The sequence below is a fragment of the Veillonella sp. 3_1_44 genome (assembly GCF_000163715.1).
Lineage (GTDB): Bacteria > Bacillota > Negativicutes > Veillonellales > Veillonellaceae > Veillonella > Veillonella parvula_A.
On the sequence record NZ_GG770200.1, the window covers coordinates 363847 to 388604 of the forward strand.

Annotated in this window: 21 protein-coding genes; 9 read left to right on the plus strand and 12 right to left on the minus strand. The window is 40.1% G+C overall.

The window, feature by feature from the left end:
* Positions 1–82 precede the first annotated feature (82 nt).
* The gene (locus tag HMPREF0873_RS05285) at positions 83–1450 is read right to left on the minus strand and encodes an NCS2 family permease (protein WP_008714839.1); all 1368 of its coding nucleotides are present in this window, start codon (positions 1448–1450) and stop codon (positions 83–85) included.
* 146 nt (positions 1451–1596) lie between these two features.
* Between HMPREF0873_RS05285 and HMPREF0873_RS05290 the strand changes: the two genes are divergently transcribed.
* The 3 genes from HMPREF0873_RS05290 to aroD all read left to right on the plus strand — a co-directional run bounded on the left by HMPREF0873_RS05290 (position 1597) and on the right by aroD (position 4628).
* On the plus strand, positions 1597–2016 hold the full coding sequence (locus tag HMPREF0873_RS05290) for an Rrf2 family transcriptional regulator (RefSeq protein WP_004694942.1): 420 nt from the start codon (positions 1597–1599) through the stop codon (positions 2014–2016).
* A 261-nt stretch (positions 2017–2277) separates the two neighbouring features.
* Positions 2278–3522, plus strand: a complete 1245-nt coding sequence (locus HMPREF0873_RS05295) for an MFS transporter (protein WP_038125678.1) — start codon at positions 2278–2280, stop codon at positions 3520–3522.
* Between the two features lie 311 nt (positions 3523–3833).
* A complete protein-coding gene (gene aroD, locus HMPREF0873_RS05300; protein ID WP_008714845.1) occupies positions 3834–4628 on the plus strand; it encodes a type I 3-dehydroquinate dehydratase in 795 nt (264 codons plus the stop codon).
* A gap of 24 nt (positions 4629–4652) precedes the next feature.
* On the opposite strand, the gene HMPREF0873_RS05305 is transcribed toward aroD, so the two are convergent.
* From HMPREF0873_RS05305 to aroF, 8 genes are all read right to left on the minus strand, one after another.
* A complete protein-coding gene (locus tag HMPREF0873_RS05305; RefSeq protein WP_008714847.1) occupies positions 4653–4955 on the minus strand; it encodes a type II toxin-antitoxin system RelE/ParE family toxin in 303 nt (100 codons plus the stop codon).
* Positions 4956–4970: 15 nt separating this feature from the next.
* Positions 4971–5576 (minus strand): type II toxin-antitoxin system RelB/DinJ family antitoxin, encoded by a 606-nt coding sequence (locus HMPREF0873_RS05310; protein WP_038125679.1) that lies wholly within the window; start codon positions 5574–5576, stop codon positions 4971–4973.
* Positions 5577–5915: 339 nt separating this feature from the next.
* The gene (locus HMPREF0873_RS05315) at positions 5916–7151 is read right to left on the minus strand and encodes a shikimate kinase (RefSeq protein ID WP_008714852.1); all 1236 of its coding nucleotides are present in this window, start codon (positions 7149–7151) and stop codon (positions 5916–5918) included.
* Positions 7152–7275: 124 nt separating this feature from the next.
* Positions 7276–8415, minus strand: coding sequence for a bifunctional chorismate mutase/prephenate dehydratase (locus tag HMPREF0873_RS05320; RefSeq protein ID WP_004698197.1), 1140 nt, complete (start codon positions 8413–8415; stop codon positions 7276–7278).
* Positions 8402–9496: a chorismate synthase gene (gene aroC / locus HMPREF0873_RS05325; RefSeq protein ID WP_038125681.1), complete on the minus strand. Its 1095-nt coding sequence runs from the start codon at positions 9494–9496 to the stop codon at positions 8402–8404. Before aroC ends, HMPREF0873_RS05320 begins: the two co-directional genes overlap by 14 nt.
* Positions 9486–10754: a 3-phosphoshikimate 1-carboxyvinyltransferase gene (gene aroA, locus HMPREF0873_RS05330; protein WP_008714855.1), complete on the minus strand. Its 1269-nt coding sequence runs from the start codon at positions 10752–10754 to the stop codon at positions 9486–9488. The genes aroC and aroA overlap by 11 nt, the downstream gene beginning before the upstream one ends.
* Before the next feature lie 18 nt (positions 10755–10772).
* A complete protein-coding gene (gene aroB, locus HMPREF0873_RS05335) occupies positions 10773–11825 on the minus strand; it encodes a 3-dehydroquinate synthase (protein WP_008714857.1) in 1053 nt (350 codons plus the stop codon).
* Between the two features lie 74 nt (positions 11826–11899).
* The gene (gene aroF, locus HMPREF0873_RS05340; RefSeq protein WP_008714859.1) at positions 11900–12913 is read right to left on the minus strand and encodes a 3-deoxy-7-phosphoheptulonate synthase; all 1014 of its coding nucleotides are present in this window, start codon (positions 12911–12913) and stop codon (positions 11900–11902) included.
* Positions 12914–13386: 473 nt separating this feature from the next.
* On the opposite strand from aroF, the gene HMPREF0873_RS05345 reads away from it, so the two are divergent.
* Both HMPREF0873_RS05345 and HMPREF0873_RS05350 read left to right on the plus strand, forming a co-directional pair.
* Positions 13387–13803, plus strand: a complete 417-nt coding sequence (locus HMPREF0873_RS05345; protein ID WP_008714860.1) for a GNAT family N-acetyltransferase — start codon at positions 13387–13389, stop codon at positions 13801–13803.
* A gap of 100 nt (positions 13804–13903) precedes the next feature.
* Positions 13904–14362 carry a DIP1984 family protein gene (locus HMPREF0873_RS05350; RefSeq protein ID WP_008602307.1) on the plus strand — a complete coding sequence of 153 codons (459 nt, stop codon included), beginning with the start codon at positions 13904–13906 and terminating at the stop codon, positions 14360–14362.
* A gap of 380 nt (positions 14363–14742) precedes the next feature.
* Here the strand turns inward: HMPREF0873_RS05350 and HMPREF0873_RS05355 are convergent, their stop codons facing one another.
* From HMPREF0873_RS05355 to HMPREF0873_RS05365, 3 genes are all read right to left on the minus strand, one after another.
* On the minus strand, positions 14743–15771 hold the full coding sequence (locus HMPREF0873_RS05355; protein ID WP_008714862.1) for a ribonucleotide-diphosphate reductase subunit beta: 1029 nt from the start codon (positions 15769–15771) through the stop codon (positions 14743–14745).
* Positions 15772–15970: 199 nt separating this feature from the next.
* A complete protein-coding gene (locus HMPREF0873_RS05360; protein WP_004694965.1) occupies positions 15971–18253 on the minus strand; it encodes a ribonucleoside-diphosphate reductase subunit alpha in 2283 nt (760 codons plus the stop codon).
* Positions 18254–18535: 282 nt separating this feature from the next.
* A complete protein-coding gene (locus HMPREF0873_RS05365; RefSeq protein WP_008714866.1) occupies positions 18536–20095 on the minus strand; it encodes a hypothetical protein in 1560 nt (519 codons plus the stop codon).
* Between the two features lie 147 nt (positions 20096–20242).
* On the opposite strand from HMPREF0873_RS05365, the gene HMPREF0873_RS05370 reads away from it, so the two are divergent.
* From HMPREF0873_RS05370 to HMPREF0873_RS05385, 4 genes are all read left to right on the plus strand, one after another.
* Complete coding sequence (locus HMPREF0873_RS05370) at positions 20243–21415, plus strand: iron-containing alcohol dehydrogenase (protein WP_008714868.1); 1173 nt, start codon at positions 20243–20245, stop codon at positions 21413–21415.
* Positions 21416–21439: 24 nt separating this feature from the next.
* Positions 21440–22270, plus strand: coding sequence for a hypothetical protein (locus tag HMPREF0873_RS05375; RefSeq protein ID WP_008714870.1), 831 nt, complete (start codon positions 21440–21442; stop codon positions 22268–22270).
* Between the two features lie 30 nt (positions 22271–22300).
* Positions 22301–23167, plus strand: coding sequence for a hypothetical protein (locus HMPREF0873_RS05380; RefSeq protein WP_038125682.1), 867 nt, complete (start codon positions 22301–22303; stop codon positions 23165–23167).
* A gap of 196 nt (positions 23168–23363) precedes the next feature.
* Entirely contained in the window at positions 23364–24683 is a 1320-nt protein-coding gene (locus tag HMPREF0873_RS05385) for a dicarboxylate/amino acid:cation symporter (RefSeq protein ID WP_008714874.1), read from the plus strand.
* Positions 24684–24758 lie beyond the last annotated feature (75 nt).

A 24758-nucleotide genomic window follows, 5' to 3' on the forward strand; every position in this document is an offset into this window, starting at 1 on the left:
TTTGTTCTTAGGTATTAGTGATTTTATAGCTATCGAATATAAAGTAGCTTTCACTAATAGCATAATTATGGGCATACGTTAATTAGAAGAATACGTAGCGGATGATAACAAGTGCGGCCAATACGTACATGATCCAGTTAACTTCTTTTGCTCGACCCGCAATGATTTTGAGTAGAGGGTATGCAATAAGACCTGCAGAGATACCGTTAGCGATGCTATATGTGAATGGCATTAATACGATAACGAGGAATGCAGGGAAGCCTTCAGTCCAATCATCGAAGTCGATGTTGCGAATAGCACCTAACATGAGGGCCCCAACGATTATGAGAATTGGGGAGGTTGCAGCATTTGGTACGAGCGTTACCAATGGAGCAACGAATAGGCAGATTAAGAATAATACGCCTGTTGTAACAGCTGTTAAACCAGTACGTCCACCAGCACCTACACCTGCCGCACTTTCAACGAAAGCAGTAATCGTAGAAGTACCGAGCAAGGCGCCAACACTTACACCAAGAGCATCTACGGTCATGGCTTTCCCAAGACCAGGGAATTTACCAGATTTAGGATCTGCAATTTTCGCCTCTGTAGCAGTACCGATCAAAGTACCCATAGAGTCGAACAATTCTACGAAGGTGAAGGAGAAGATAATCGTGATTAAGCCCATGTGAAGAGCGCCAGGAATATCTAATTGAAGGAATGCCGCTTTAGAGAAATCAGGCACTGCCAATACAGTAAAGTTCTCAGGCATTGTGGAAAGGCCTGTGGCATAGGAAATTACAGTTGTCACTAAAACGCCAATCAAGAGCGAGCCTTGAACTTTACGAGCCATCAATAAAGCCGTAAAGATGAGGCAGAATAGAGCTAACAATGTTTCGCCACTATGCAAATTACCAAGCGTTAAGAGCGTCTCGGATGCAGGAGGTATTAAATTACCATGTGTTTGTACGACTTGACCTAAGGAGTTTGGAGACAAACTAATGGAGATGGCCATTAAGCCGGATAATTTCAAACCAATGATAGCGATGAAGAGACCAATACCAACGGTAATAGCAATCTTCATGGAGGCAGGGATGCCTTCAACGATCATTTGTCGCACCGACGTAAGTGTTAATACGAGGAATACGAGACCTGAAATGAATACCGCACCTAATGCTGTTTGCCAAGATACGCCCATACCGAGAACTACAGTAAAGGAGTAAAATGCCAAGAGGCCAACTCCTGGAGCGAGAGCAATTGGGTAGTTTACGAATAAACCCATAGCAATCGTCACAAGACCTCCACCTAAGGCTGTGGCAATGAGGACCGCATCCTTATCCATACCTGCAAGACTAAGAATGTTTGGCGCCAAGAATAGGATGTACGCCATCGTGATAAACGTAGTGATACCTGCTAAAATTTCTGTTTTAACGGTTGTGCCACGCTCACTGAGTTGAAATAATTTATCTAACATTAGATAAAATCCTCCCTATATGAAATTAAAATCATACCTAAATAAAGATATTTCGATATATGTATAGTGTATCATATTTCCCACCATTTTTTGTATGAATTTGTGATATACTATTAATATATTATGAATGATATAGAGGTTAACTTATGAAAATATCTACAAAAGGGCGTTATGCCTTACGGATATTGGCGGATATTGCAGAACATGGAGTAGAAAAAAATGTACCAATTCGTGAGATTGCAGAACGCCAAGGATTTTCCGATAAATATTTAGAGGGGATTGTATCTCGATTATCCTCCGCGGGCCTTGTTAAAAGTGGACGTGGTAAATATGGAGGATATCGTTTGGTGAAATCTCCGGCTGAATACAATGTATATGAAATTTTATATGCCGCAGAGGACTCCATTGCTCTCGTGTCTTGTTTAGAAGATGATGTAGAACCGTGTCCTATGTTTAATGACTGCTTGACAGCTCCATTGTGGCAGTATTTACAAGATGAGTTCCGACATGTTATGGAACATGTTTCCTTGCAAGATGTAATGGATCACAAATTTCCTACGGAATAATTGATAGTCCGAAAACTTTAGTTTGAATAATCTTTGAGGATTACTACATTGTATACCTATATTTTAGGTATTTTTTATGGAAAGAGTCGCGTTTCGTATGCGGCTCTTCTTTATATATGAAATTAAAATGTAATAACATCTTATGAATAGTAACATAGATTGAAATCTAAGTAGAATCGTAATTTAAATGGAACTGTAATTAAAAGTGATTTATGTGTATATTAGTTTATCTAAACGATTTTATGCGGAAGGGAGGGTACCATGAGTACAAGTGTATATGATGCTCGAGGTGGCATGCGCAACGTGTGGATTATCACAACTAGTATGACGGTGCTAGCCATATGTTATACAATGATAATTCCTTTTTTGCCAATATATTTATTGGAACTCGGTGTTCCAAAGGATGATGTGGCACTTTGGTCTGGTCTCGTCTTTGGTATTACATTCCTAATCGCTGGCATTATGGCGCCAATTTGGGGCAAAATTGCAGATAATAAAGGGAAAAAGCGGATGGCTTTGCGCGCTGGTTTTGCCATTGCTGTCAGTTATGTTCTCATCGGCATGGTAACGGATCAGTATCAATTGTTAATGGGGCGTGCTTTAGTTGGGTTCGCTAATGGTTTCTATCCTGCAGCGATGACCATGGTCTCCCTCAGTGTGGATGAAAAACAGGTAGGCCGTGCCCTCGGCATATTCCAAACAGGTCTAATTTTAGGTAATGTCGTCGGTCCATTTTTGGGCGGTGCCGTTGAAAGTGTTGTAGGTATGCGCCCTGTATTTTATATATCTGGTATAGCCGTATTCATTGCTACTTTAGCGGTATTGTTTCTTGTAAAAGAACCAAAACTAGAAGTTGAAAATACAACTTCTAAGGAGCAGTCCAAACAGCCGGTAAAAGCTACATCCTTGCGAGAAGATTTTAAGTCGGTTCAAGAACAACCTGTATTAGTAAGACTTTTATGGATTTACTTCTTTATGCAATGTGTCATCATGATGCTACAGCCTATTTTGGCGCTTTATGTAGGTGATATGCAAGGCACTATGGAAGGGGCAGCCATCATTTCAGGTACAATCCTCAGTATCGGTGGTTTAGCCGGTTCCTTAACGACCAATATATGGGTGCGCCTCGGTGAGCGTCGTGGGTACTTTAGAACCATTTCCTACTGTATGCTTGGTAGTGGTGTTGTTCTCTTACTTCAAAGCTTACCAGTAGGTATTTGGTGGTTTGGTGTACTACAAGTGCTAATTGGTTCTTGTATTGTGGGCATCAACCCATCTTTGAGTGCAGCCGTAACTCTTAATACAGAACCAGGCTTTAGAGGTCGCATGTTTGGTATGACGACGACGGCCCAACAATTCGGTTCTATGGTAGGGCCTGTGTTCGCAAGTATTGTATCTACCTACATTGGGATATCCTATGTATTTAGTATTACAGGTTTGTTATTACTCTATATGGGATTCCAATCACGGAAACTATCCGTACAACATGATAAATATAGTGTGTGAATTAGAGTCTAACAAGCTCCTTACTAATATATATTGGTAAGGAGCTTTTACTTTTTTAGGCTATTTTTATAATACGAGGCTTTCAGATACAGACCGTTTATTGGTAAGAGGTCTTAATCTAGGGTATAAGAAAAAGTGATGTTAATCGTTAATCTAAGAATACTGTTTTAGTGCATAATAGTAGGCTTTCATACGTTTTTAGTGAATAGCAATCCAATATGGGCCGATTGATTGCTTTTACAAAAATATTGGTATATAGTTAGTTTAAGGTAAGTCACTAGTCTCACCGTGTGGGACAGAAAGGAGTTATTATGGTCCGTATCGGTCATACTGTACTCGGAGAAAAGGGTACAAAAATATGCGTGCCTATTGTGGGCACAACAATGAAAGAGATTCTGGATGCCACCGCAGTAGCATGTAATACACCGTGTCACATAGTAGAGCTACGCATTGACTATTTCGAGCGGGCCCACTCCATTGATGCTATTATTGAACTATTAATGCTCATCAAGCCACAACTGAAAGGTCGTGGATTGCTCTTTACATGGCGCACAAAAGGTGAAGGTGGGGAAAGAACGATTTCTACACAAGATTACTTTACAATGCTAGAACGTTTGATTCCTACAGGATTGGTGGATGCTATCGATATTGAGCTGTTTTTTGATCAAGATAGAATGCTTAAAACGATAGAGTTTGCTAAGATTCATGGAATCACTATTATCATGAGCAACCATGATTTCCACTGTACACCGAGTCGTGAAGTCATTGTAAATCGACTTATTCAAATGAAAGAGTTCTTGGCCGATGTGCCAAAGATTGCCGTTATGCCTCACACAACTGGTGATGTATTAACGCTACTTGAAGCAACGGCTGAAGTGAAAGCTTTATATCCTTCGGATCCAATTATTACGATGGCAATGGGAGAACTAGGTGCTGTTACACGCACTGCAGGAGCTCTATTTGGAAATGCCATGACCTTTGCCTCTGCTGGTAAAGCATCGGCACCAGGGCAAATCGATGTACATGCTTTAAAACGAATTCTAGATACCATCGATGTAGATGGCGTATTCGATGAACAACAGCATAAACGGGTAAAAGTGCATTAAAAAAGTCGGCGAGAGCCGACTTTTTTATATGTTTTGTATTTCTTGTAGTATATTCATTTTTGAAGGGCGGATATAAAAAATATATATGTTATTATTAATGACTTTATATAGAATAAGATATTTTTTGTATGATAATTTTCTGTAATTGGTATTATTATTTAAAATAGGATAACGTTCAGGAAAGATAGCTAATGAAGAAATTTTTTGATAAATCAACTTTAATTCTTTTCTAATAAAGGAAGAATCTATAATCTGTTGTTCTAGTGAACTTTTGAGATTTACTATATCAGACTTAGCTGTAGGCGTCATAATTACTGTATACTTCATTTCAGCTCTCCAAATTTATAAATCTTCAAGGAGTTCATTAAAAATTTTTTCCGCAGGTTCACCAATTTCTTTTTCTGCTTGATTTAGCCCTAATTGTATTCTTGTAGTTAAATCTTCTTCAGTCCAGAAATCATTATTAATAGCATCAATCCATTCTGGACGGAGGATAGTAGGTGGAATATCCTTATTAAATTGTATTTGTTTAGATACAAGTGTAACTGTTTGTGACATGGTTAATCCCATTTCTTTTAGAATAGCTGTTGTTAGTGTCTTAACTTTAGGATTGATACGGATGTTAAGAACTCCTGTCTTATCGATTGTATCGAAGGATATTTCTTGATTTTCTTCTCTTGGTGTACCATATGCACCTATATAATCTGAGGCTTTTAATGTGGTTTGTGGTTGTTCATAGGTGCCGTTGTTGAGTGTGCTTGGTGTAGGTGTTTCATCGATAGGTGCCGTTGGTAACGCAATGGCAAACGGAATGCGACGCTCTTTGATGATTTGGCGGAATAGTGCATCTAGCATAGAGGTGTATGATAGACCTTGTGCTTTTAATATGCTAGATACCTCTTGTTTTAAGTCCTCATTGATGCGAACTTGTAGATTTACAGTTTTCATAATGCCTCCTATTTATGGTCGTCACGTTAAGACTATTGCTTATAGAAATTAGTTCATTGTATTTTGATAGTTCCATGGTGAAAGCTATTTTAAATTCTTTGTGTAATTACATTGTAATTGCTAAAGTGATTTTCTACCAATATATATAATACATAGGAGACCTAAAAAAGCAGTAGTTACCCTGAGGATAGCTACTGCTTTTCAGTTTATATCATGTATGTCATGATATGAGTTTTAGTTTTATCTAAAAATACAGATGTAAATGCTCTTACTTCTAAAGATGTAGAAGCCCTTACTTATATAGAGGAAACAATCTTATAAATACCGTTATATAAACTCTTACAATAAGTTTGATTCAAAGTCTTCGAGAATAGCTGCCACTGTTTCTGGTGCATTGCGATTATGTTCCACGATGCATTGTGCAAAGCTTTCATACATTGGAGTGCGAGTTTCTTCGAGTTCACGTAAACGTCCTATGCCGCCACTAGATAGAACACGACCTGAAGTAGATAGTTTTTCTACAGGTTGTGTTAATTGGTAAATACGGCCATTTTGGCGCAGGTGTGCATAGTTTTTAGGTACTGTTACGCAGCCGCCACCAGTGGAGATGACAAGGCCTGTTTGAGTGCCTAATTTTGCAATCATTTCTGCCTCTTTTTCACGGAACGTAGCCTCCCCTTGTTCTGTAATATAGGTAGAAACATTGCCAATTTCTTTTTCTAGCTCGTGATCCACATCAAGCCAAGTACGGCCCATCTCTTTACCGATTGCTCTGCCCACTGTTGTTTTCCCAACACCAGGCATACCGATGAGGATGATATTTTCCTTTTCACGGCGCATATCTCGCAAGATTTGTTCTATCTCTTTGGTACCAAAGCTTTCACCTTGAAAATGATTAGCCGCCTCAACACCTTGTGCCACGAGGAAAGGTAGACCATCACAGTACGGAATATCCATCATTTCTGCTTGTAAAAGCAAAACTGTACGGCGCGGATTGTAGATGAGATCTACAACGCCCTCTAATTTAGAAAATTGCATAATATCTATGAGGTTAGCTGGATTATGCGGATACATACCGATAGGCGTGCAGTTAATAATAATCTGTGCTGTTTCATAGTAATTAGGCGCATCAGTATAGAGCGGAGCCGTTTTACGGGATAGATGCGTGATGCTCTTAGCACCTAGGTCTTCAAGAGCTACGTGAACCGTAGCAGAGGAGGCACCATCGCCAAGGATAATACATTCTTTACCGGATACATTTATACCAGCGTGTTCTAGAGTAAATACGAAACCATCGTAATCTGTATTGTAACCATGCCATTTGCCGTCTTTACGAACCATCGTGTTTACACAGCCAATGCGTTCTGCGCGAGGGTCTACTACATCGCAAGCTTCAAGGGCGTTAACCTTGTAAGGGAAGGTAATATTAATACCTTGTAATTCTTGGTCTGCAAAGAACTCTTGCAGTTGGCTCGGTTCTCGTTCAAATAATTCATAATTAGTATTTCCCAAAGCATTGTGGATGCGTGGGGAAAAGCTATGGCCCAACGTACGGCCAAGTAAACCAAATTTCATAGGACCTCCTAGGTCAATATACACAAAATGGCTAATAGGCTGTCACCTATTAGCCATTGGAGTTTTAAAACTATATCCATTGTACTATATATGCCATTAATAAGCACTACCATAAAGGAAAATATCAATTTTCAGGATAATTGCCGAGCAAGCGGAATTTATCTTGCGATGCGTGGAGCTCTGCTAATACGGAAAGTACTTTTGGATCTGCCAAGGATGCTTCTAAATCGAGGTAGAACAAGAATTCAAAGTTATGTCCTACGATCGGACGGGACTCAAGTTTTGTAAGGTTCACACCGATATTAGCAAACTTGGTGAGCAATGTACCAAGCCCGCCTGGAGCATGACTTGCAGTGGTTACAACAGAGATTTTATTGGCTCCTGGGTATACGTGGAAATCCTTACTAATGCAGATAAAGCGCGTATAGTTGTTATCGCTATTTTGGATATTTCTCAACAATGGAGACAAATTATATAGGTCTGCACATTGAGGTGCTGCGATAGCCGCTACTCCAGGGTCATCACTAGCTGCTACGAGCTGTGCAGCTCGAGCCGTATTGTCATAGGAGCGTAATTCTACGCCTTCTAACTTATCTAGGAAGTGACTACATTGGCCCAACGCTTGAGGGTGGGAAATTATGGTATGAATATCTTCTAGTTTTGTGCCTTTTTTCACGAGCAAGTCGTGAGATATCCAGAGGCGCGTGCCGCGAACGATATAACATTTGCGCTCTTCTAAGAGGTCATATACTTCTTTTACGGAACCATTGGAGCTGTTTTCGATAGGCAATACACCGAATTGACATTCACCTGACTCGACGGCATCGAATACGGAACGGAAACCTGTTACATAATGGATTTGGCTAAGAGGTAATAATTTATCACACGCCATTTGAGCATTGCTACCAAATACGCCGGCGCAAGCTACACTGCCCCGTTGAGGTGGTAAAGTAGGGGATTGCTCAATGGCTTTTTTCATTTTTAAAGTAAATTCATTGTCTTGGAATAGTTGTTCGGATTGGTAGGTACGACTTAAGCTAAATAATGCCTCAAAAAAACGGCGTGCATATAGATCGAGGTCTGGACCTGCATCTTTTGTTACCTTGTCGAGGATGTCGCGCTCTCGTTTGGCATCGTAAATGGCCTTATTCATTTCCTTTTTTGCAGCCGCTACGTCCTTAGAGAGTTCCATACGTTCTTTGAAGAGGGCGAGCATTTGGTCGTTTATATCGTTAATCTTAACGCGTACTTCATCTAAGTTCATGGTCAATATCTCCTAAGAAATCAAGAATGACGAGGGCCGTGACGGCTTCGATAACAGGTACTGCACGAAGTGCTACACATGGGTCGTGACGACCTTTGATGGTGAGTAATATGTCCTCTTTTTGTGAAAGCGACACAGAATGTTGTTCCTTATAAATGGACGGAGTAGGCTTAATGCCCACTTGCATAATGAGGGGTAAGCCGTTGGTGATACCGCCTTGAATGCCACCGCTATTATTGGTAGTTGTTGTGATTGTATCGCCGTCCATGGTGAAAGCATCGTTCACCTCGGAGCCAAGGCGAGAACACATGTCGAAGCCACCGCCAAAGGACACACCTTTGATGGCAGGTACGCCAAAGATAACACGAGCTAATCGGTTCTCGATGCCGTCAAAGTTTGGATTGCCAAGACCGATTGGTAATCCCGTAGCCACAACCTCAACGATACCGCCTGTGGAGTCACCGTCCTTTTTGAGTTTCATGACTAAGTTTTCTACTTCAGAACGTTTGTCTGCATCGACCATAGCGATAGGTTCTGTAGCGATTTCAGAAAGTGCTTTCATATCTGGATGAACCATATCGATAGGGGCATCTTGGATTGTACCAACTTGTTTTAAATGACCGTGAATTTCGATACCTTTTTCACGTAGTAGTTGAAGGGCGATGCCACCAGCCACGCAAAGAGGTGCTGTTAGACGCGCTGAGAAGTGGCCGCCACCTCGCATATCTACCTTGTCACCGTAGCGCATGCGAGCCGTAAAGTCTGCGTGCGATGGACGAGGTATGTCGCGCAAATTATTGTAATCGCTAGAGTGCTGAGAGGTATTGCGAATCATAAATGCCAATGGAGATCCACTGAGCATGCCATCTACCATACCTGCTAAGAATTCAGGTATATCGGCTTCTTTACGTTGCGTCTGTAATTGGTTTTGACCTGGCGCACGGCGCTTTAAGAAGGTTTGTAGCTCATCGATGTCGATGGTATGTCCACAAGGGAGGCCTTCCACGATACCACCGATGGCATACCCATGAGACGCGCCAAAGGTAGATACTTGTATGGTTTTACCGAAATTAGATGCCATTAGCATTACCTCCTAGTAAGTTCCAGTCCTCAAAGAAGTCTGGATAGGATTTTGTGATAGCTTCGCTATCTTTTAATGTTACAGGATTTTCACTGATGAGTGCCATCAATGTACCTGCCATAACAAGGCGATGGTCGTTAACACAATCACCTTGTCCTCCTTTTAGTATACCACTACCGATGATATATAGGTCATCACCATCTTCACGAACCGTACCGCCTAAATCTCTGACCAGATTAGCAACGGCTTCGAGGCGATCGGATTCTTTCAAGCGTAGGCGTGCACCCTTAACAAAGGAGCTTTCACCATGGATAGAGCAAGCGAGGGCTGCCATAACTGGCAACATATCGGGCATTTGTTCGAGGTCGGCATGGATTGGTTTTACTGCACGACCCATAACGGTTACGTTCATGCCATCCCATACTACATCACAACCGGTATCAATCATAATCTGCATGATGCGACGATCCGCTTGCACAGAATTTTTGTTCATACCCGTAATGGTAATTGGTTTACCTGTCATGCCCGCTGCTACCATCCAAATAGCCGTATTGGACCAATCGCCTTCGATTTGGTAATTACTTTGACCTTTAAAAGTAGTATTAGCCGCTACTGCAAAGGACTCTTGGACTGTGTCAGAGGCGGGAGTATGGTCGACTGTTACGCCGAAGTTTGCCATTGTTGTAGTCGTCAATGTTACATAGTCGCTAGATTGAAGTGGTGTAGTAGATGTGATTGTAGCACCTCCACATTGTGGCGCTGCTAATAATAATCCAGAGAAGAACTGGCTACTCACATCGCCAACCATACCGAACTCACCGCCTTGTAGACGACCTGTCATAGTGAATGGTGGTTTATCTTGGGAGAATGTTACGCCGTGAGCTTTCATTTCACCGAGCATGGGCTCTAAAGGACGATCTGGTAAACGCCCTTTCGCATCCACGTCTACCTCATTACAAATGGACGCTGCTACTGGTAATAAGAGGCGCAATGTGGTACCGGATTCATGGGGAACTACATTGCCCTTTGTTGGCACAGGACCTGGTGTAACAGTGACAACTTTGTTTTCATATACAACTTGTGCGCCTAAGCCTCGCAAGGAGTCCATAGTTGCATCGATGTCTTTAGAGGTGCGGCTCAGTAGTATGGTAGATGGCGAGTTTGCGAGAGCTGCGCAAATCAGTGCACGGTGCGCATGAGCTTTTGCAGGAATGGACGCGATAGTCCCTGTAGGGATGGCGTTCGTTACGGAATGCATATAAATCTCCTTTATATCTCAGTCTAAATAGGTTGCAAGTTCATCGTGCGTTACTACTTTGAGCTCGCTGTGACCATAGCTAGTAGGTACTACGATTTTAATGGTTGCTCCTTCGCTTTTTTTGTCGTGCTTAGCGGCAGCTAGAATTTCTTCTTTGCTTATCGTTGTTGTGGTTGGCAAATCGTGTGCTTTGATGAGGGCCTTTAATTTGTCTAACGACTCTACATCTAATTCTCCATGTTTGACAGCACCTTGTGCCATGAGCACCATACCAATAGCAACGGCATAACCGTGATGTACCTCGAAATGACTTGCTTTTTCGATGCCGTGACCAAAGGTATGACCGAGGTTTAAGAGGGCACGAACGCCAGACTCGCGTTCGTCTTGTTCCACGATATCCGCTTTTGCTTGAACGCAACGAGCGATGACAGTACTAACACTATCGTGATGTTTAATTAATGGTTTATGTTCTAGTTGGGTTAATAAACCAGGTACGTCGAGGAAGCCGTATTTGATAATTTCGCCGCACCCATTAATCCATTCCATATCAGGCAATGTATTGAGTGTAGCTGGATCGCAGAGGACGAGGATAGGTTGTTTGAAAGCACCCCAGAGGTTTTTCCCAGCTTCGAGATTGACCGCTGTTTTACCACCTACAGAGGAGTCTACTGCGGCTAATAGAGATGTAGGAACCTGAACATAGTCGATACCACGTAAATAGGTTGCTGCTGCAAAGCCCGCCATATCGCCTACAACACCGCCCCCAAGGGCGATGAGCAAGTCTTTGCGAGTCAATGATTGGCCCGCCATGTATTCTACTAAATCGATGAGTTGATGAGCATTTTTGGAGCTTTCACCAGCAGGGAAAACATAATCACAAACAGCATAACCCGCATGTTCCATATTAGCTTTCACAGAGTCCAAATAGTGAGGTGCCACGTTGCTATCGCTGACGATGATAACACGGCAATTTGGTTTTAATGGTTTAATATAATCGGTGATGCGTTGTAAAGCGCCTTTCTCGATGACAACATCATACGGTGTAGATGCATTAATATGGATGCGAGTCATAACGGTTCCTTTCTTAAAAGAATAAGCTAGTATCTATTATAACGGATACTAGCTTATTTGTGTGATATGTAAGATTATTTAGTGCATTCTACCAATGCTTGGCGTAACGCATTAATTTCTTTCATAAGGCTAGTGAATTGGTCTGGACGCAATGCTTGCGGACCGTCGCACAATGCTTTGGCTGGATCGTTGTGAACTTCAATCATAAGGCCGTCTGCACCGCCGCCTACGGATGCAAGTGAAAGCGGACGAACCATGCGGCTCATACCTGCTGCGTGGCTAGGGTCCATGATAATTGGCAAGTGAGATAATTCATGCATCATAGGAATTGCTGTTACATCTAAGGTATTGCGAGTCTTAGTTTCGAATGTGCGGATACCGCGTTCGCATAATACAACTTGTTCATTGCCTTCGGACATGATGTACTCAGCAGCCATCAACCATTCTTCGTATGTAGCAGATAAACCCCGTTTTAAGAGAACAGGTTTATTTAATTTGCCCACCTCTTTTAAAAGCGTGAAGTTTTGCATGTTACGAGCGCCGATTTGAAGCATATCTACATTATCAAAGTATTGTAATTGGGAGATATCCATAACCTCAGAAACGATAGGAAGACCTGTTTCTTTTTTTGCAAGCTCTAATAGTTCTAAGCCTTCTGGGCCCATGCCTTGGAAGGAGTATGGGGATGTACGAGGTTTGAAAGCGCCGCCACGAAGGATGGTAGCACCAGCTTCTTTACATGCTTTAGCAGTGGCTAATACTTGTTCAGGTGTTTCCACAGAGCAAGGACCGGCCATTACTGCGAAGTGACCACCACCGATGAGGACACCACCAACATTGATTATAGAATCATCTGGATGGAATTTGCGGTTTGCTTTTTTGTATGGCTCTTGAATGCGAGTTACTTTATCTACGAAATCTAGAGACTCGATTTGACGGGCATCAAGAGATGCAGTATCACCGATAAGTCCTAGAATATTGTATCGAGTACCTTCTACTGGATGGATAACGAATCCTTGCGCCTCTAATTCACCGCGTAAACGGGATACTTCTTCCGCTGCTGCGTTTTGTTTCAATGTAATAATCATGATAATTCCTCCTTTTAACTACAGTGAATAGTAGGGCTGACCATACGGATAGCAAATAAAAAGGGCTACCCGTAATCTAATACGGGTAGCCCTTTTACTATTCTAAGCAACTAATGTTGAATAATCCTTAATTAGCGCATCACAAATAGTTCCTTACCCGTACGTTGGATAAAGAACCAATAAAAGTATTGCTTTGCTGTGAGGCTAATTTGGTTAGTCATTTTTGGTTGCTCCTTTCTAAAATGTTGGGTATAGTATAAACCCAAATGATAAAATTATGCAATACCTAAAAATGAATTTCATGGAAGTTTTAAAATATTTTTGATGCGGGAATTAATAGGAACTGAGAAGTTTTGTGGAATTAAGCGTATTTTTGATATAATAAAAATAAGAAGCTTTCATTGTTTATAGGGTATTTCGTAATACGCCTAAATCGATTCTTATAAATATACTTATAATCAGAAAGGGCACCTATGATTATTCAAATCTTAGATCATATAACAGAGGAAATAAAACAAATTCGTGTCGATGTATTTATGAAAGAACAAGGGTTTGAAGACGAATTTGATGAAATCGATGAGACTGCAAAGTTTGTGCTCTTATCCATTGATGGTAAAGCAGCTGGTACGTGTCGATATTTTCCAAGTGACACAGCTGGAGATGCACATATTGGGCGCATGGCGGTACGTAAGTTGTATCGTGGACAACATTTAGGTACTAAGATCATGATGGCCGCCGAAAATGCTATTCGTCGTGACGGCTTTAAAACGTGCTCCTTGTCAGCGCAAGTACAGGCCAAACCATTCTATGAATCCCTTGGATATCGTGCTGAAGGAGAAGAATACCTAGATGAAGGCTGTCCTCACGTGATGATGCGGAAAGTATTATAAGCCGTTCAATAGTGCTGTATAATAAGAATTGGTGGATATATATATTGTTGTACATAGTATTTTATAAGTAACTTGATATATCTTTTTGAGAGGAGAGTTTATGAAACTAGCAGAAGCATTACAAGAACGATCTGATTTAAATTATAAAATAAGCGATTTAGAGCTTCGCTTAACTCAAAATAGTTTAGTGCAAGAAGGGGAAGTACCGAATGAGAACCCTGAAGAACTTTTGAAAACATTAGAACAATGTGTAAATAGACTTCAAAAATTAATTGCAGATATTAATTTAACTAATTGCAAAACTATTATAGAAGGTCGAACTATTACTGAAATCATTGCCGAAAAAGATTGCGCTGCTTTGCGCCTAACTGCTTATCGAACTTTGGCATCTAGCGCAGGAAGTATCAATTTCCGTGCGAGAGGGTCTGAGATTAAGCTAATGCCGACTGTGAATGTGGCAGACATCCAAAAAGAAGCTGATCATATCGCAAAACAAGTACGTTTATTAGACAATCTATTGCAGTCTGCTAACTGGACAACTGAATTGATTGAAAGCTGATAATAGTTGGTAGTTTGAAACAGGGTGGACACAAAAACTTTTGCTTTTACCAAGCTTATTATGAATACATTCATGGGGCGAATGAAAATCTACGGTGTAGGCCTATTTGCGCACAAATGTATTGATATAATTTACAATGTATAACCATGTGTCAACTGTAAAACGAGGGTGGCGTTTGGGGACTATATTTCTAGCAACATATACACTGATATGATAGTTTTTTGTTTTTTAGAGATAAATAGGAGAGAGCTGTTTAAATTTGCAGCAATTCCTCATAACTAAGGTTTAAATAATCATGAAAAAAGAGCTGATAGCGTTATAGCTATTAGCTCTTTTCTATTGGCTCGTATGTCCTTAGATATTGTATTTTATAACGTCTATTATTCTAAATCGTCAAAATCAAATGCCGCTGCTTTTGTATAGTTTGTAACTTTAGCTTCGAAGAAGTCAGTTTTTGTGCTATTCAAGTTAGAAAAGCTTTCGATCCACTCCATTGGATTATCCTTGATTTCAGGATATAAATGAGGTAAGCCGATTGCTTCTAAGCGGATATTGGCAAGGTATTTGATGTAGCGCTCGATAAGAACGTTGTTAAGGCCGAGGATTTTATCGTCGGTGATGTATTGACCCCAAGCGATTTCGTTTTCTGTACCTTGACGAATCATGTCCGTAATTTTCGCCTCTAATTCAGGTGTAAATAAATCAGGACGTTCACGGCGTAACTCGCGAATGATGTTTTGGAACAATACGAGGTGAGTTACTTCATCGCGGTTGATATATTTGAAGATAGTGGATGTAGCTGTCATCTTGCCTTGGCGTGCCAATGTGTAGAAGAAGCTAAATCCAGAGTAGAAGTAGATGCCTTCTAAGATATAGTTAGCGATGATTGTATGAATTAGATTTGCTTCGCTAGGATCGTCGCTGAATCGTTGGTATGCATCGGCGATGAAGCGATTACGTTCAAGTAATGTTTTATCTGTACGCCATTCATCATAGATTTTGTCACGTGTAATAGGATTTGTTACAGTGTCCAAAATGTAGGAATAACTTTGAGCGTGAATTTCTTCTTGGAATGCTTGGATATTCAATAAGGATGCCACTTCAGATGCTGTAATATAGCGGCTCAAATTAGGCAAGTTTTCAGATTGAATGGAATCAAGGAAGTTCAAGAACGCAATGATTTTATCGAAGGCACGACGCTCGTAATCTGTTAAGTATGGGAATTGTTTAACGTCTTCGTTCAAGGAAATTTCTTCTGGAATCCAGAAGTTGTTGAGCATTGTACGGTACATTTGATTTGCCCAGTCGTACTTGATACGATTCCACTCGCGAAGGTTCGTGGTATTACCGCCAATCATAGATTGCGTGCCACGGTCACCATTTTCGTTGAAAATCAGTTTTTTATCCATAGTAGGGCTCCTTTATACGATGATGCGACCTATACTGCTATAGGTCGTCATCAGATTTATAATGTTGGTGAAAGTATCTTTCACAGGTTTAGTGCTCTCTAGTTATAGAGCATATTTTTTGTAAACTATGGCAATGATATCTTTAACTTTTACCATAGCTTAAATTGCATTATAGAATGTAGCGTGTATCTATCCTATATTAGGAGGAACAGCTTGTGCATTCATCCATTTCAAGGGATTGGTTACGGATATAGTAGATTGTTTTGATCCCTTGTTTGTAGGCTTCTACGTAAAGGTCAAGAATTTCTTTCGCTTTCATTTGAGGAGTGATGTACAAGTTGAAAGATTGTGCTTGGTCAATATGACGTTGACGCACGCCACAAGCTTTGATGGACCATTGTTGGTCGATTGTATGTGCCTCTTTGTATAGCCAGAATGTTTTGTCGTTCAAATCTGGTGCCGTTTTTGGTGTGAAAGAACCTTTCTTCTCTTCGATGAAGAATTTTTTGAAGATAGGGTCGATACCAGCTGTTGTATTAGCGATGTTGGATGTAGAACCTGTAGGAGCTACGGCCATCAAGTAACCGTTGCGGATACCGTATTTTGCAACGTCCGCAGCCAATTGTTTCCAACGATCAGATGTGTAACCACGACGTGTGAAGTATTCACCAGTTTCCCATTCGGAACCTTTGAATGCTGGGTACGCGCCTTTTTCTTTTGCAAGCTCCATAGAAGCTTTAATCGCATAGAATGCAATGTTTTCAAATAATTTGTCCGCTACTTCGATGTGTTCATCAGATTCCCATTGGATATCATGGTTTACAAGGTAGTGGTGATAACCAGACGTACCAAGACCGATAGCGCGGTATTTATCAGAAGTCATGCGAGACTCTGGCACCGGCGCTTGGTTGATGGAAATAACATTGTCTAACATACGAATTTGAAGGGCAATGTTTTCTTCCAACTCTTCGTCTGTAATACGGCCAAGGCTAATGGAGTTTAAGTTACATGTAACCATGTCGCCTGTGTTTGTTTTTGTAGTAATTGTACCGTCTTCGTTGATGATTTCTTCAGCTAAGTTAGTGAAGCCAACGTTTTGTGCAATTTCGTGGCACAAGTTGGACGCGTAAATCATACCTGCATGTTTGTTAGGATTTGCAGCATTTACAGTGTCGCGGAAGAAGATGAATGGCGTACCAGTTTCAACAGCGGAGCGCATGATTTTTTTCATCATGTCTAATGCTGGCACTTCGATGCCGTGTAAGTTAGGATCTTGTTCACATTCGAGGTAACGTTTCGTGAATTCCTTATTGTCATCAGTATCGTAATAGTCCTCTAAGGAATAGCCCTTTACAGCCAAAATTTCATGAGGGTCGAAGAGGGTGAAGTTTTCACGAGCTAACATACGTTCCATAAAGATATTTGGAACGGAGATAGCAGGGAAGATATCGTGCGCTTTGCGACGATCATCACCATTATTTGTACGAAGTTCTACGAATTCGTAGAAGTCTTTATGCCAAATATCAAGCGTTACTGTAGCGCCGCCTTTACGTTTACCCAATTGGTCTACCGCAACTGCAGTATCATTGTACAAGCGGATCCAAGGAATAACGCCACCAGAGGAGTTTTTAAAGCCGCGGATATCGGAGTTCAATGCACGAACTTTACCAAGGTAGATACCAAGAGCACCACCGTGTTTAGATACGCGAGAGAACTTGCTATTTACGTCGTAAATGGACCATAAGTTGTCGTCTACACCAGAGATAAAGCAAGAGGACAATTGGTGGAATGGTGTACCAGCATTTGCCAAAGTAGGTGTAGCTGTCGTCATTTTTAATTGGCTCATCAAATCGTAGAATTTCTTAGCGTATTCTACTTTATTTTCCCCTTCTACAAGAGCCAAATGCATTGCGATAGCCATGAAACGTTCTTGAGGTAATTCAAAGATTTCTTTGTTAAAACCTTTTACCAAGTAACGGTCAGCCAATAATTTGAGACCTTCATAGTTGAAGAGATAGTCTCGCTTAGGTTTGATGTAATCGCCTAATTCTTGCAATTCGTCAGCTGTGTACTCTGTAACGAAGAAGTCTGCGTATTTTTTCTCTTTTACAAGCATGTTGACTAGATTTGGGAAGTTTCCGTAGCCAAATGCTTTGTAACGACGAGTAATAGCGGCTTCTTTATAGAGATCGAACAAGAATAGGCGGGCTGCTACGAACTGCCAATCTTGGTTCATTTTATTAACTTGGTTGCCGAAGCCGTCGTCTTTTTTAGATATAACTTTTTCGATAGCTGTTTGGACTAAAGTCTTTTGAATTTCTTTAGTAGTCATGCCATCAACGAATTGCAACTTCGCATCCATTTCCAATTCTAGTGGATCACAAGAATCTAACCCCAAACATGCGAAGGCTATCATTCGTTTCGTTTTTTCAACGGACAACGGCTCGAAATGGCCATCCCGTTTCTTGATCATAATCTCCATTACTGTTCCCCTTGAGAGCAAAAAGTCATAAAACTGTTAATATAGTCGTATAAGCATATATAAGATTAGAATGAATTATATAAAATATCTTTAAGTTGAGTCTAATCAGAAAAATAAGAAAACTACTATATATGGTAGTTTTCTTATTTGGCTTATACATTATGTTACGATTATAGCGAAAAAAATCTATATATTCAATATTGACATTTGGAAATTTTTTAATATAGTTTTACAAAAAATGTCGATATGGCTGAAGATGCCTTAAATTACTAGCTTTCATAATTAATTATATAATACGCTAAAAATAATTCTTCGTGCGCTGTCTTGATATGCGTAGTAGGAGTGGATTAAGAGTTTGTATCCCGTGCCTTCTATAATGACTGAATCTGAAGCCGTTTTAGGAACAGTGAGAAATTTTTCATATATATGATGAACCTCGGTCACGCCATTTGGTAGAGATACCTCTAAATCAAGGCCTTCATTGATGAATCTAAAGTTGATAGATTCATAGGATGCTGTTGGTATGTCAGCTGTACTATCAGTAGGCTCACGTACTTCTAATTCGATGTTAGAAATGAATTTGTTATATCCTACAAGCGAAATAACATGAGGTTCTTCAACGGCCGTAAAGCTGATAAACTGAATATTTCGTTCCTTATATATTTCCGTTGCTCCTAGTTTTGAAGAATCCCCCTGTATAATCGTCCTGCCATAGTCTGTAAAATCAGGGTTAAATGTTTCTGTAATAGGCAAGTATACGTGCCATTGACCGTCAATTTTCGTATAGTTTGTAAACTCTCGATGGGATGTGTAACCGATAAAAGGCATTAAAAGGACTGCACCTAGGGCGAGCGCCATAATCGTTGTATGGATCGATGGAGTCAAACGCTTTACAAAGGAGTATACATTATGTGCTAAGAAGATTAGATTGAATGCGGCCACATAAATCGTATTGAGCCAGAGTACGGGCTCATTTATTACACGCTTGCCAATCAGGATTAAGCATAATATTGTAATCGTAATAAATAAGAAACATAGGATCTTTTGTGTCTTGCTGCTTTCGCTAGACCTGAAACTAGCCAAGTAAAATAGATAGAAAATGGCTACATACGGATAATATGTGTAAAGGAACCGTGCATCTTCACGGAGGCCTAAGAGGATCAATACCAAGTAGATATTAGCTAGAATACCTGTAATGATGGAAGCTTTTGGTAGTATGATTCCAAAAACAACATTATAGAATGTATTTGGTTCTGGCGGTCCATCAAGCTCCTCTTTATAAGTGCACAGCATGGACATACAGATAAAAATATTAATAGCGGCTAGTGCTTTAAAGATTAGATCTTCAAAGGTGAATGGTTTATCCAAAATGATGAAGAAGAACCATAAGGTCATGACTATGACTATATTGTACAGTGTTGATGTAACAATGGTGATACCAATCCGTTTTATGCGGTTGATGATTTCACCGATGTAGTGTTCACCAGGTGACGTAAAGTACAGCGCAATCATAGAGTATAGCCATAGGTATGATATGTTTTCTGTGGCCAACTCGATGCCTCGTATGTGATGGTACGTTTCGTGAATCGTATATAGACCAACGCTGATGCCTATACTTAATAAAGTATATATGATGGAGAACTTTCGATCTCGCATTATATATGTTTCCAGTATGACGATGAAGAAATACAACGTGTACAATCCAAGGTCTATATCAGAAAACCAATCTTGCTCAATATATAATGGTGTACATGAAAATACGGCGATTAATACTAGCAATATAGGTGACTGCGTTGCTAGGTCTCGCAGCGAAGACCATAAATGTTTAATTGCAGATTTCATAGATTCTCTCCCTCTATAAAAATAAATGACCCCTCTTATATGTAGTATACATGTTTTCTGGTGAAAGTCCTATGAGGTTTTACAGGCGTCTGAATATACATTACAATAACATTAAGAACTAGTATTTATAGAAAAGAGGTCGTTCACATGGAGTTCTCTTATTTTTTACCAGTACATATCCAATTTGGGTGGGATAAAGTCGACCGTGTTGCTGATTTTGTCAAGCCTTATGGCAAAAAGGCGCTCATCGTAACAGGGCGTACGAGTGCTAAAAAATCTGGACTATATGACCGTGTGACGGCAAAACTTGATGCGGCACATATCGAACATGTGCTGTTTGATCAAGTGGATGCGAACCCCTTAACGACGATTGCATTGGACGGTGCTGCTTTAGCTAAATCTGAAAGCTGTGATATGGTCATTGCCATTGGTGGGGGCTCCATCATGGACTGTGCAAAAGGCATTGCATTTATGGCCGTTAACGATGGTGACATTAACGACTATATCTTTAACCGTAAAACCAGTGATAAGGCGTTGCCTCTAATTGTAATTCCCACAACCTGTGGTACAGGTTCTGAAGGCAATGGTTTCGGGGTGCTTACGAACCCTGAAACGGGAGACAAGAAATCCTTGCGATGTAATGCCATCGTACCAAAGGTATCCATCGTAGATCCGGCAGTGATGGGCACAATGCCGCCACATGTACTGGCATCTGTGGGCTTTGATGCACTCTGTCATAATATTGAAGCATACACATCAAGAACGGCACAACCTTTTACAGATGCACTATCCCACTATGCAGTAACATTATTGGCTCAATATCTCGTGCCTTTATATAAACATGTGAAAGCAAAGGCTGAAAGCAAATCAGCTGTTTTCAACGAAACTCAACTTACAAAAGCTTGGGAGTCCGTTACATTGGCTAGCACAATTGGAGGCATGGTTATTAATACCGCCGGTGTAACACTTGCTCATGGCATGGAACATCCTGCTAGTGGGCTTAAGGATATTACTCACGGTGTAGGTCTTGCCGTTATCGAACCGATTGTAGTGGAATATACATGGAGTGCTAATCCCGATAAGTTTGCTACCTTGGCACGTATCTTTAACCATGGAGATGGATCCGAACTAGGTGAAGCACTGCGTTTAATTGTACATGAGTTAGACCTTACCACAAACCTTACAGAACTAGGCTTTACAAAAAAAGACATTCCTTGGCTTGTCGATAACGTGTATGTCGTAGCTACCGGCAATATTGCTAATACAGTGGCCGATGTGAGTCAGGAAGATATAGAAATGTTGTATAAGAAAATGTTCTAAGTATTGTCATGATAGGAGAGAGTTTTGTTTCAAGAATTTTATGGCCTATTAACGGTTATGCTATGCGTGTTGTTTGCAATCGTGGTAGCGCTATTTAACATAGCACCTATTACATACATGGTTTTTGGTATAGCCATAGTATTGAGTGTGTTACTGCAATATGGTCGCTTTAAGAAACGAACCATATCTGAAAAAGCCCATAGCCGACTAGCTTGCGGTTTATTTATTGTCATAACCCTTAGTATATCTTGGCTTGTAGCTGATTGGATTCAATATGATACTCAAACGACTCGTGATCAAACTGATGGTTTTGAGTTTAGTACGATGGATTGGAAACGTGGTTGGCCTAATAGTGAAGAATTGCCGGAGGGGTTAAAACGACCAGAGAAACTTCCAGAAGGTATTTATAGAGCGTCTGCTTTTCGTAGTGATTTAGTATGGGCTAATGCATATCGAGAAAGATATACAGTACTTGAAGGAGACCTTAAAGTAATCTCACAATATGAAGCGATAGCTAAGCAAAATGCAGCTTATACAGCGCAAATTGATGCGGATGGTGTATTGCGTGATTTAGATACTGGGGAGAAAAAGCGTTTTATATCTCACCCAAATAGCTATAATATTATAGAAAGTATAGGAGAAGAACCTTTAAATTTGCCGCAACGGAATTTTATAGAGTGGTTGCGCTTTGCACCCCGAAAAGAAACAAAAACAGTAGTCAAGGATACATATAATTCTACGCGGAATCATAGATTATATGTATTTGTTGATGATGGTAATACAAAGAGACCTCATTTTGTGGAACTTTTGATTAGTAATGATGGGACACGGGCGGTGTTTTATCAATCTAAGTAACTTGAATAGGTGTTGTTGTGGAGAGTGTATATGCGACAGTGTTTAATGTATTTAAAGAATTTGTTTACTGAGCCTCCATATAGAAAAAGTATATGGTTCTTTATAATTCTTTGGATACTAACATTTTTGTTTTCGGATGAGATATCATATTCTGGGTTATACTATCTGATTTTGTTAGTAGCTACGATTGTGTTATTGCTTGAAAAATGTGGAGTAATCGATAGTGAGAAAGCTATACGAAAAAGATTTTTAACATATTTTTATGTAATCTTTTTCCTGTGTATGCTTCCTACATTAGCTGTTAATTTAGCATTTTCTGCTATAGGGGTATCTCATTATGATACAAAACAGTGGCACTCTACATGGCCCTCATCTAAAGCGGGGTATATTCCGGCTCCATTACAAACACCTAAGTCTTTACCAGAGAGCTTGAAAGTGGTTTCTTCTGCTGAGGTAATTGGATTGGGTGGGAGTTATAGTTGCTTGGTATTAGATGGTGATAAAGCTACTATTTCACAGTATGAGGAAACTGTTAAATCTCATGCTTGGTATTCGTTTGTAAATGGTAGGAAAAATGATAGTACCTTTAAAGCACTTAATTCATTTACATATCCAAAGGATAGAAATTTATTAGTTAGTGACGTGAATGAATATTATGAGATTATTACCGTTCAACGACAAAACTGGAAATTATTTCCCTGGGTAATTGATGGTACACAGAGTGTCGGTGATGATCCTAAGGAAGATTATTATTATAGTACTCGGATATCAGCTGAGAAATATATAGTATATGTTGTTTACCATAACTTTGATCATGACCAGCCTAGAGTCATTTACTTTATGTTTAATCCAGAGCAAACGCGAATGATTACTGTAGATATAGATATGTATCATTAGTTTTTATTAGAATGTCTATAAAAATTGAAATAATACTTGAATATATTATAATGTGTTCAAATATTGGAATTGACAATTTTAAATCATATCTCTATAATGTGAATTAAAGAGAGACTCGGATATTCACTGTCCCAGCCCTAGGGCTGGGGTTTCTTTTTATAGTCTCATATAGTTTAGTTTGTAGAGAGGTGTTATCATGGCAGATCAAAACAACAAAAATGTGGATGCCTTAGCGCAAGAGATTACCTTAAAAAGTCGTGGTCAAGGTAAATTGCGTCAGTTCATTTTATGGATGGGGGCACTCATCATTGGTGCTATCTTAGGATGGCAACATATTCCGGCTTTAAATGAGCTCTTTAACTTTATTGCAGCGGTCTTTACACGTTTGTTCCAATTTATCGCAATTCCAACCGTATCCTTAGCGGTAATTACAACATTATCCATGCTAGGTGCTAAAAAGGATACAGGTCGTATCTTTGGACACGCTGTAGTGTATACCTTGCTAACTACAATCTGTGCAGGAGCTGTAGGACTTGGCTTGTTCCTATGGATTGCACCAGGTAATTTACCACTTGATGTAATCGGTGCCGGTGCAGCTCAAGTGCCTGAAAAACTTGGTAATGTTACGTATTACGATCATTTCTTATCTGTTATTCCAAACAATATTTTGCAACCATACTTACAAGCCAATGTATTGTCTGTAATGTTTATTTCTGCTTCCGTTGGTTTAGCCTTTGCGTTCATGCCACGCACTGAAAATCGCGAAGCGGTGTTGAAAGTCTTATTTGGTTTACAAGAATTACTATTTACATTGATTAAAGCATTACTTTATGTATTGCCAATCGGTATCCTCGCCTTTGCAGGTCAATTATCTGCGCAAATCGAAGCGGGCGTAATTGTTGGTGCTTTAGGTAAATATACGGCTGTTGTTATCGGTGGTAACTTGATCCAATTTTTTATCGTAATTCCATTGTTCTTGTTATTCCGCGGTTTGAACCCTGTAGACGTATTTCGTAAAATGTCTCCAGCCGTAGCCGTCGCGTTGTTTACTAAATCTTCTGCTGCAACATTGCCTGTTACATTGGCATCTGCTGAGGATAATTTGAAAGCTCATCCTGCAGTAGCTCGTTTCGTATTGCCAATTTGTACAACTATTAATATGAATGGTTGCGCAGCTTTCATTCTTGTTACATCCTTATTCGTAATGCAAAATGCAGGAATGGAATTAACTATGGGCACAATGGTGGCTTGGTTATTTATTGCTGTTCTCGCTGCGATTGGTAATGCGGGCGTTCCGATGGGTTGTTATTTCTTAACCTTATCCTTGATGAGTTCCATCGGTGCACCAATTGGTTTGCTTGGTATCATCTTGCCAATCTATACGATTATCGATATGATTGAAACCGCTGAAAACGTATGGTCTGATGCATCTGTATGTGCCATGGTTGACCATGACCTTCAAGGTAAATTGGACGACTCTAGTGGCGACGATATGCCTCAATTCCAAGGTGCTTAATTCTAGAGGGAAAAGAAGCGTAAGAAATACATCATTATATAGATAAAAAAGGTTATCCTGTAAGGGGATAACCTT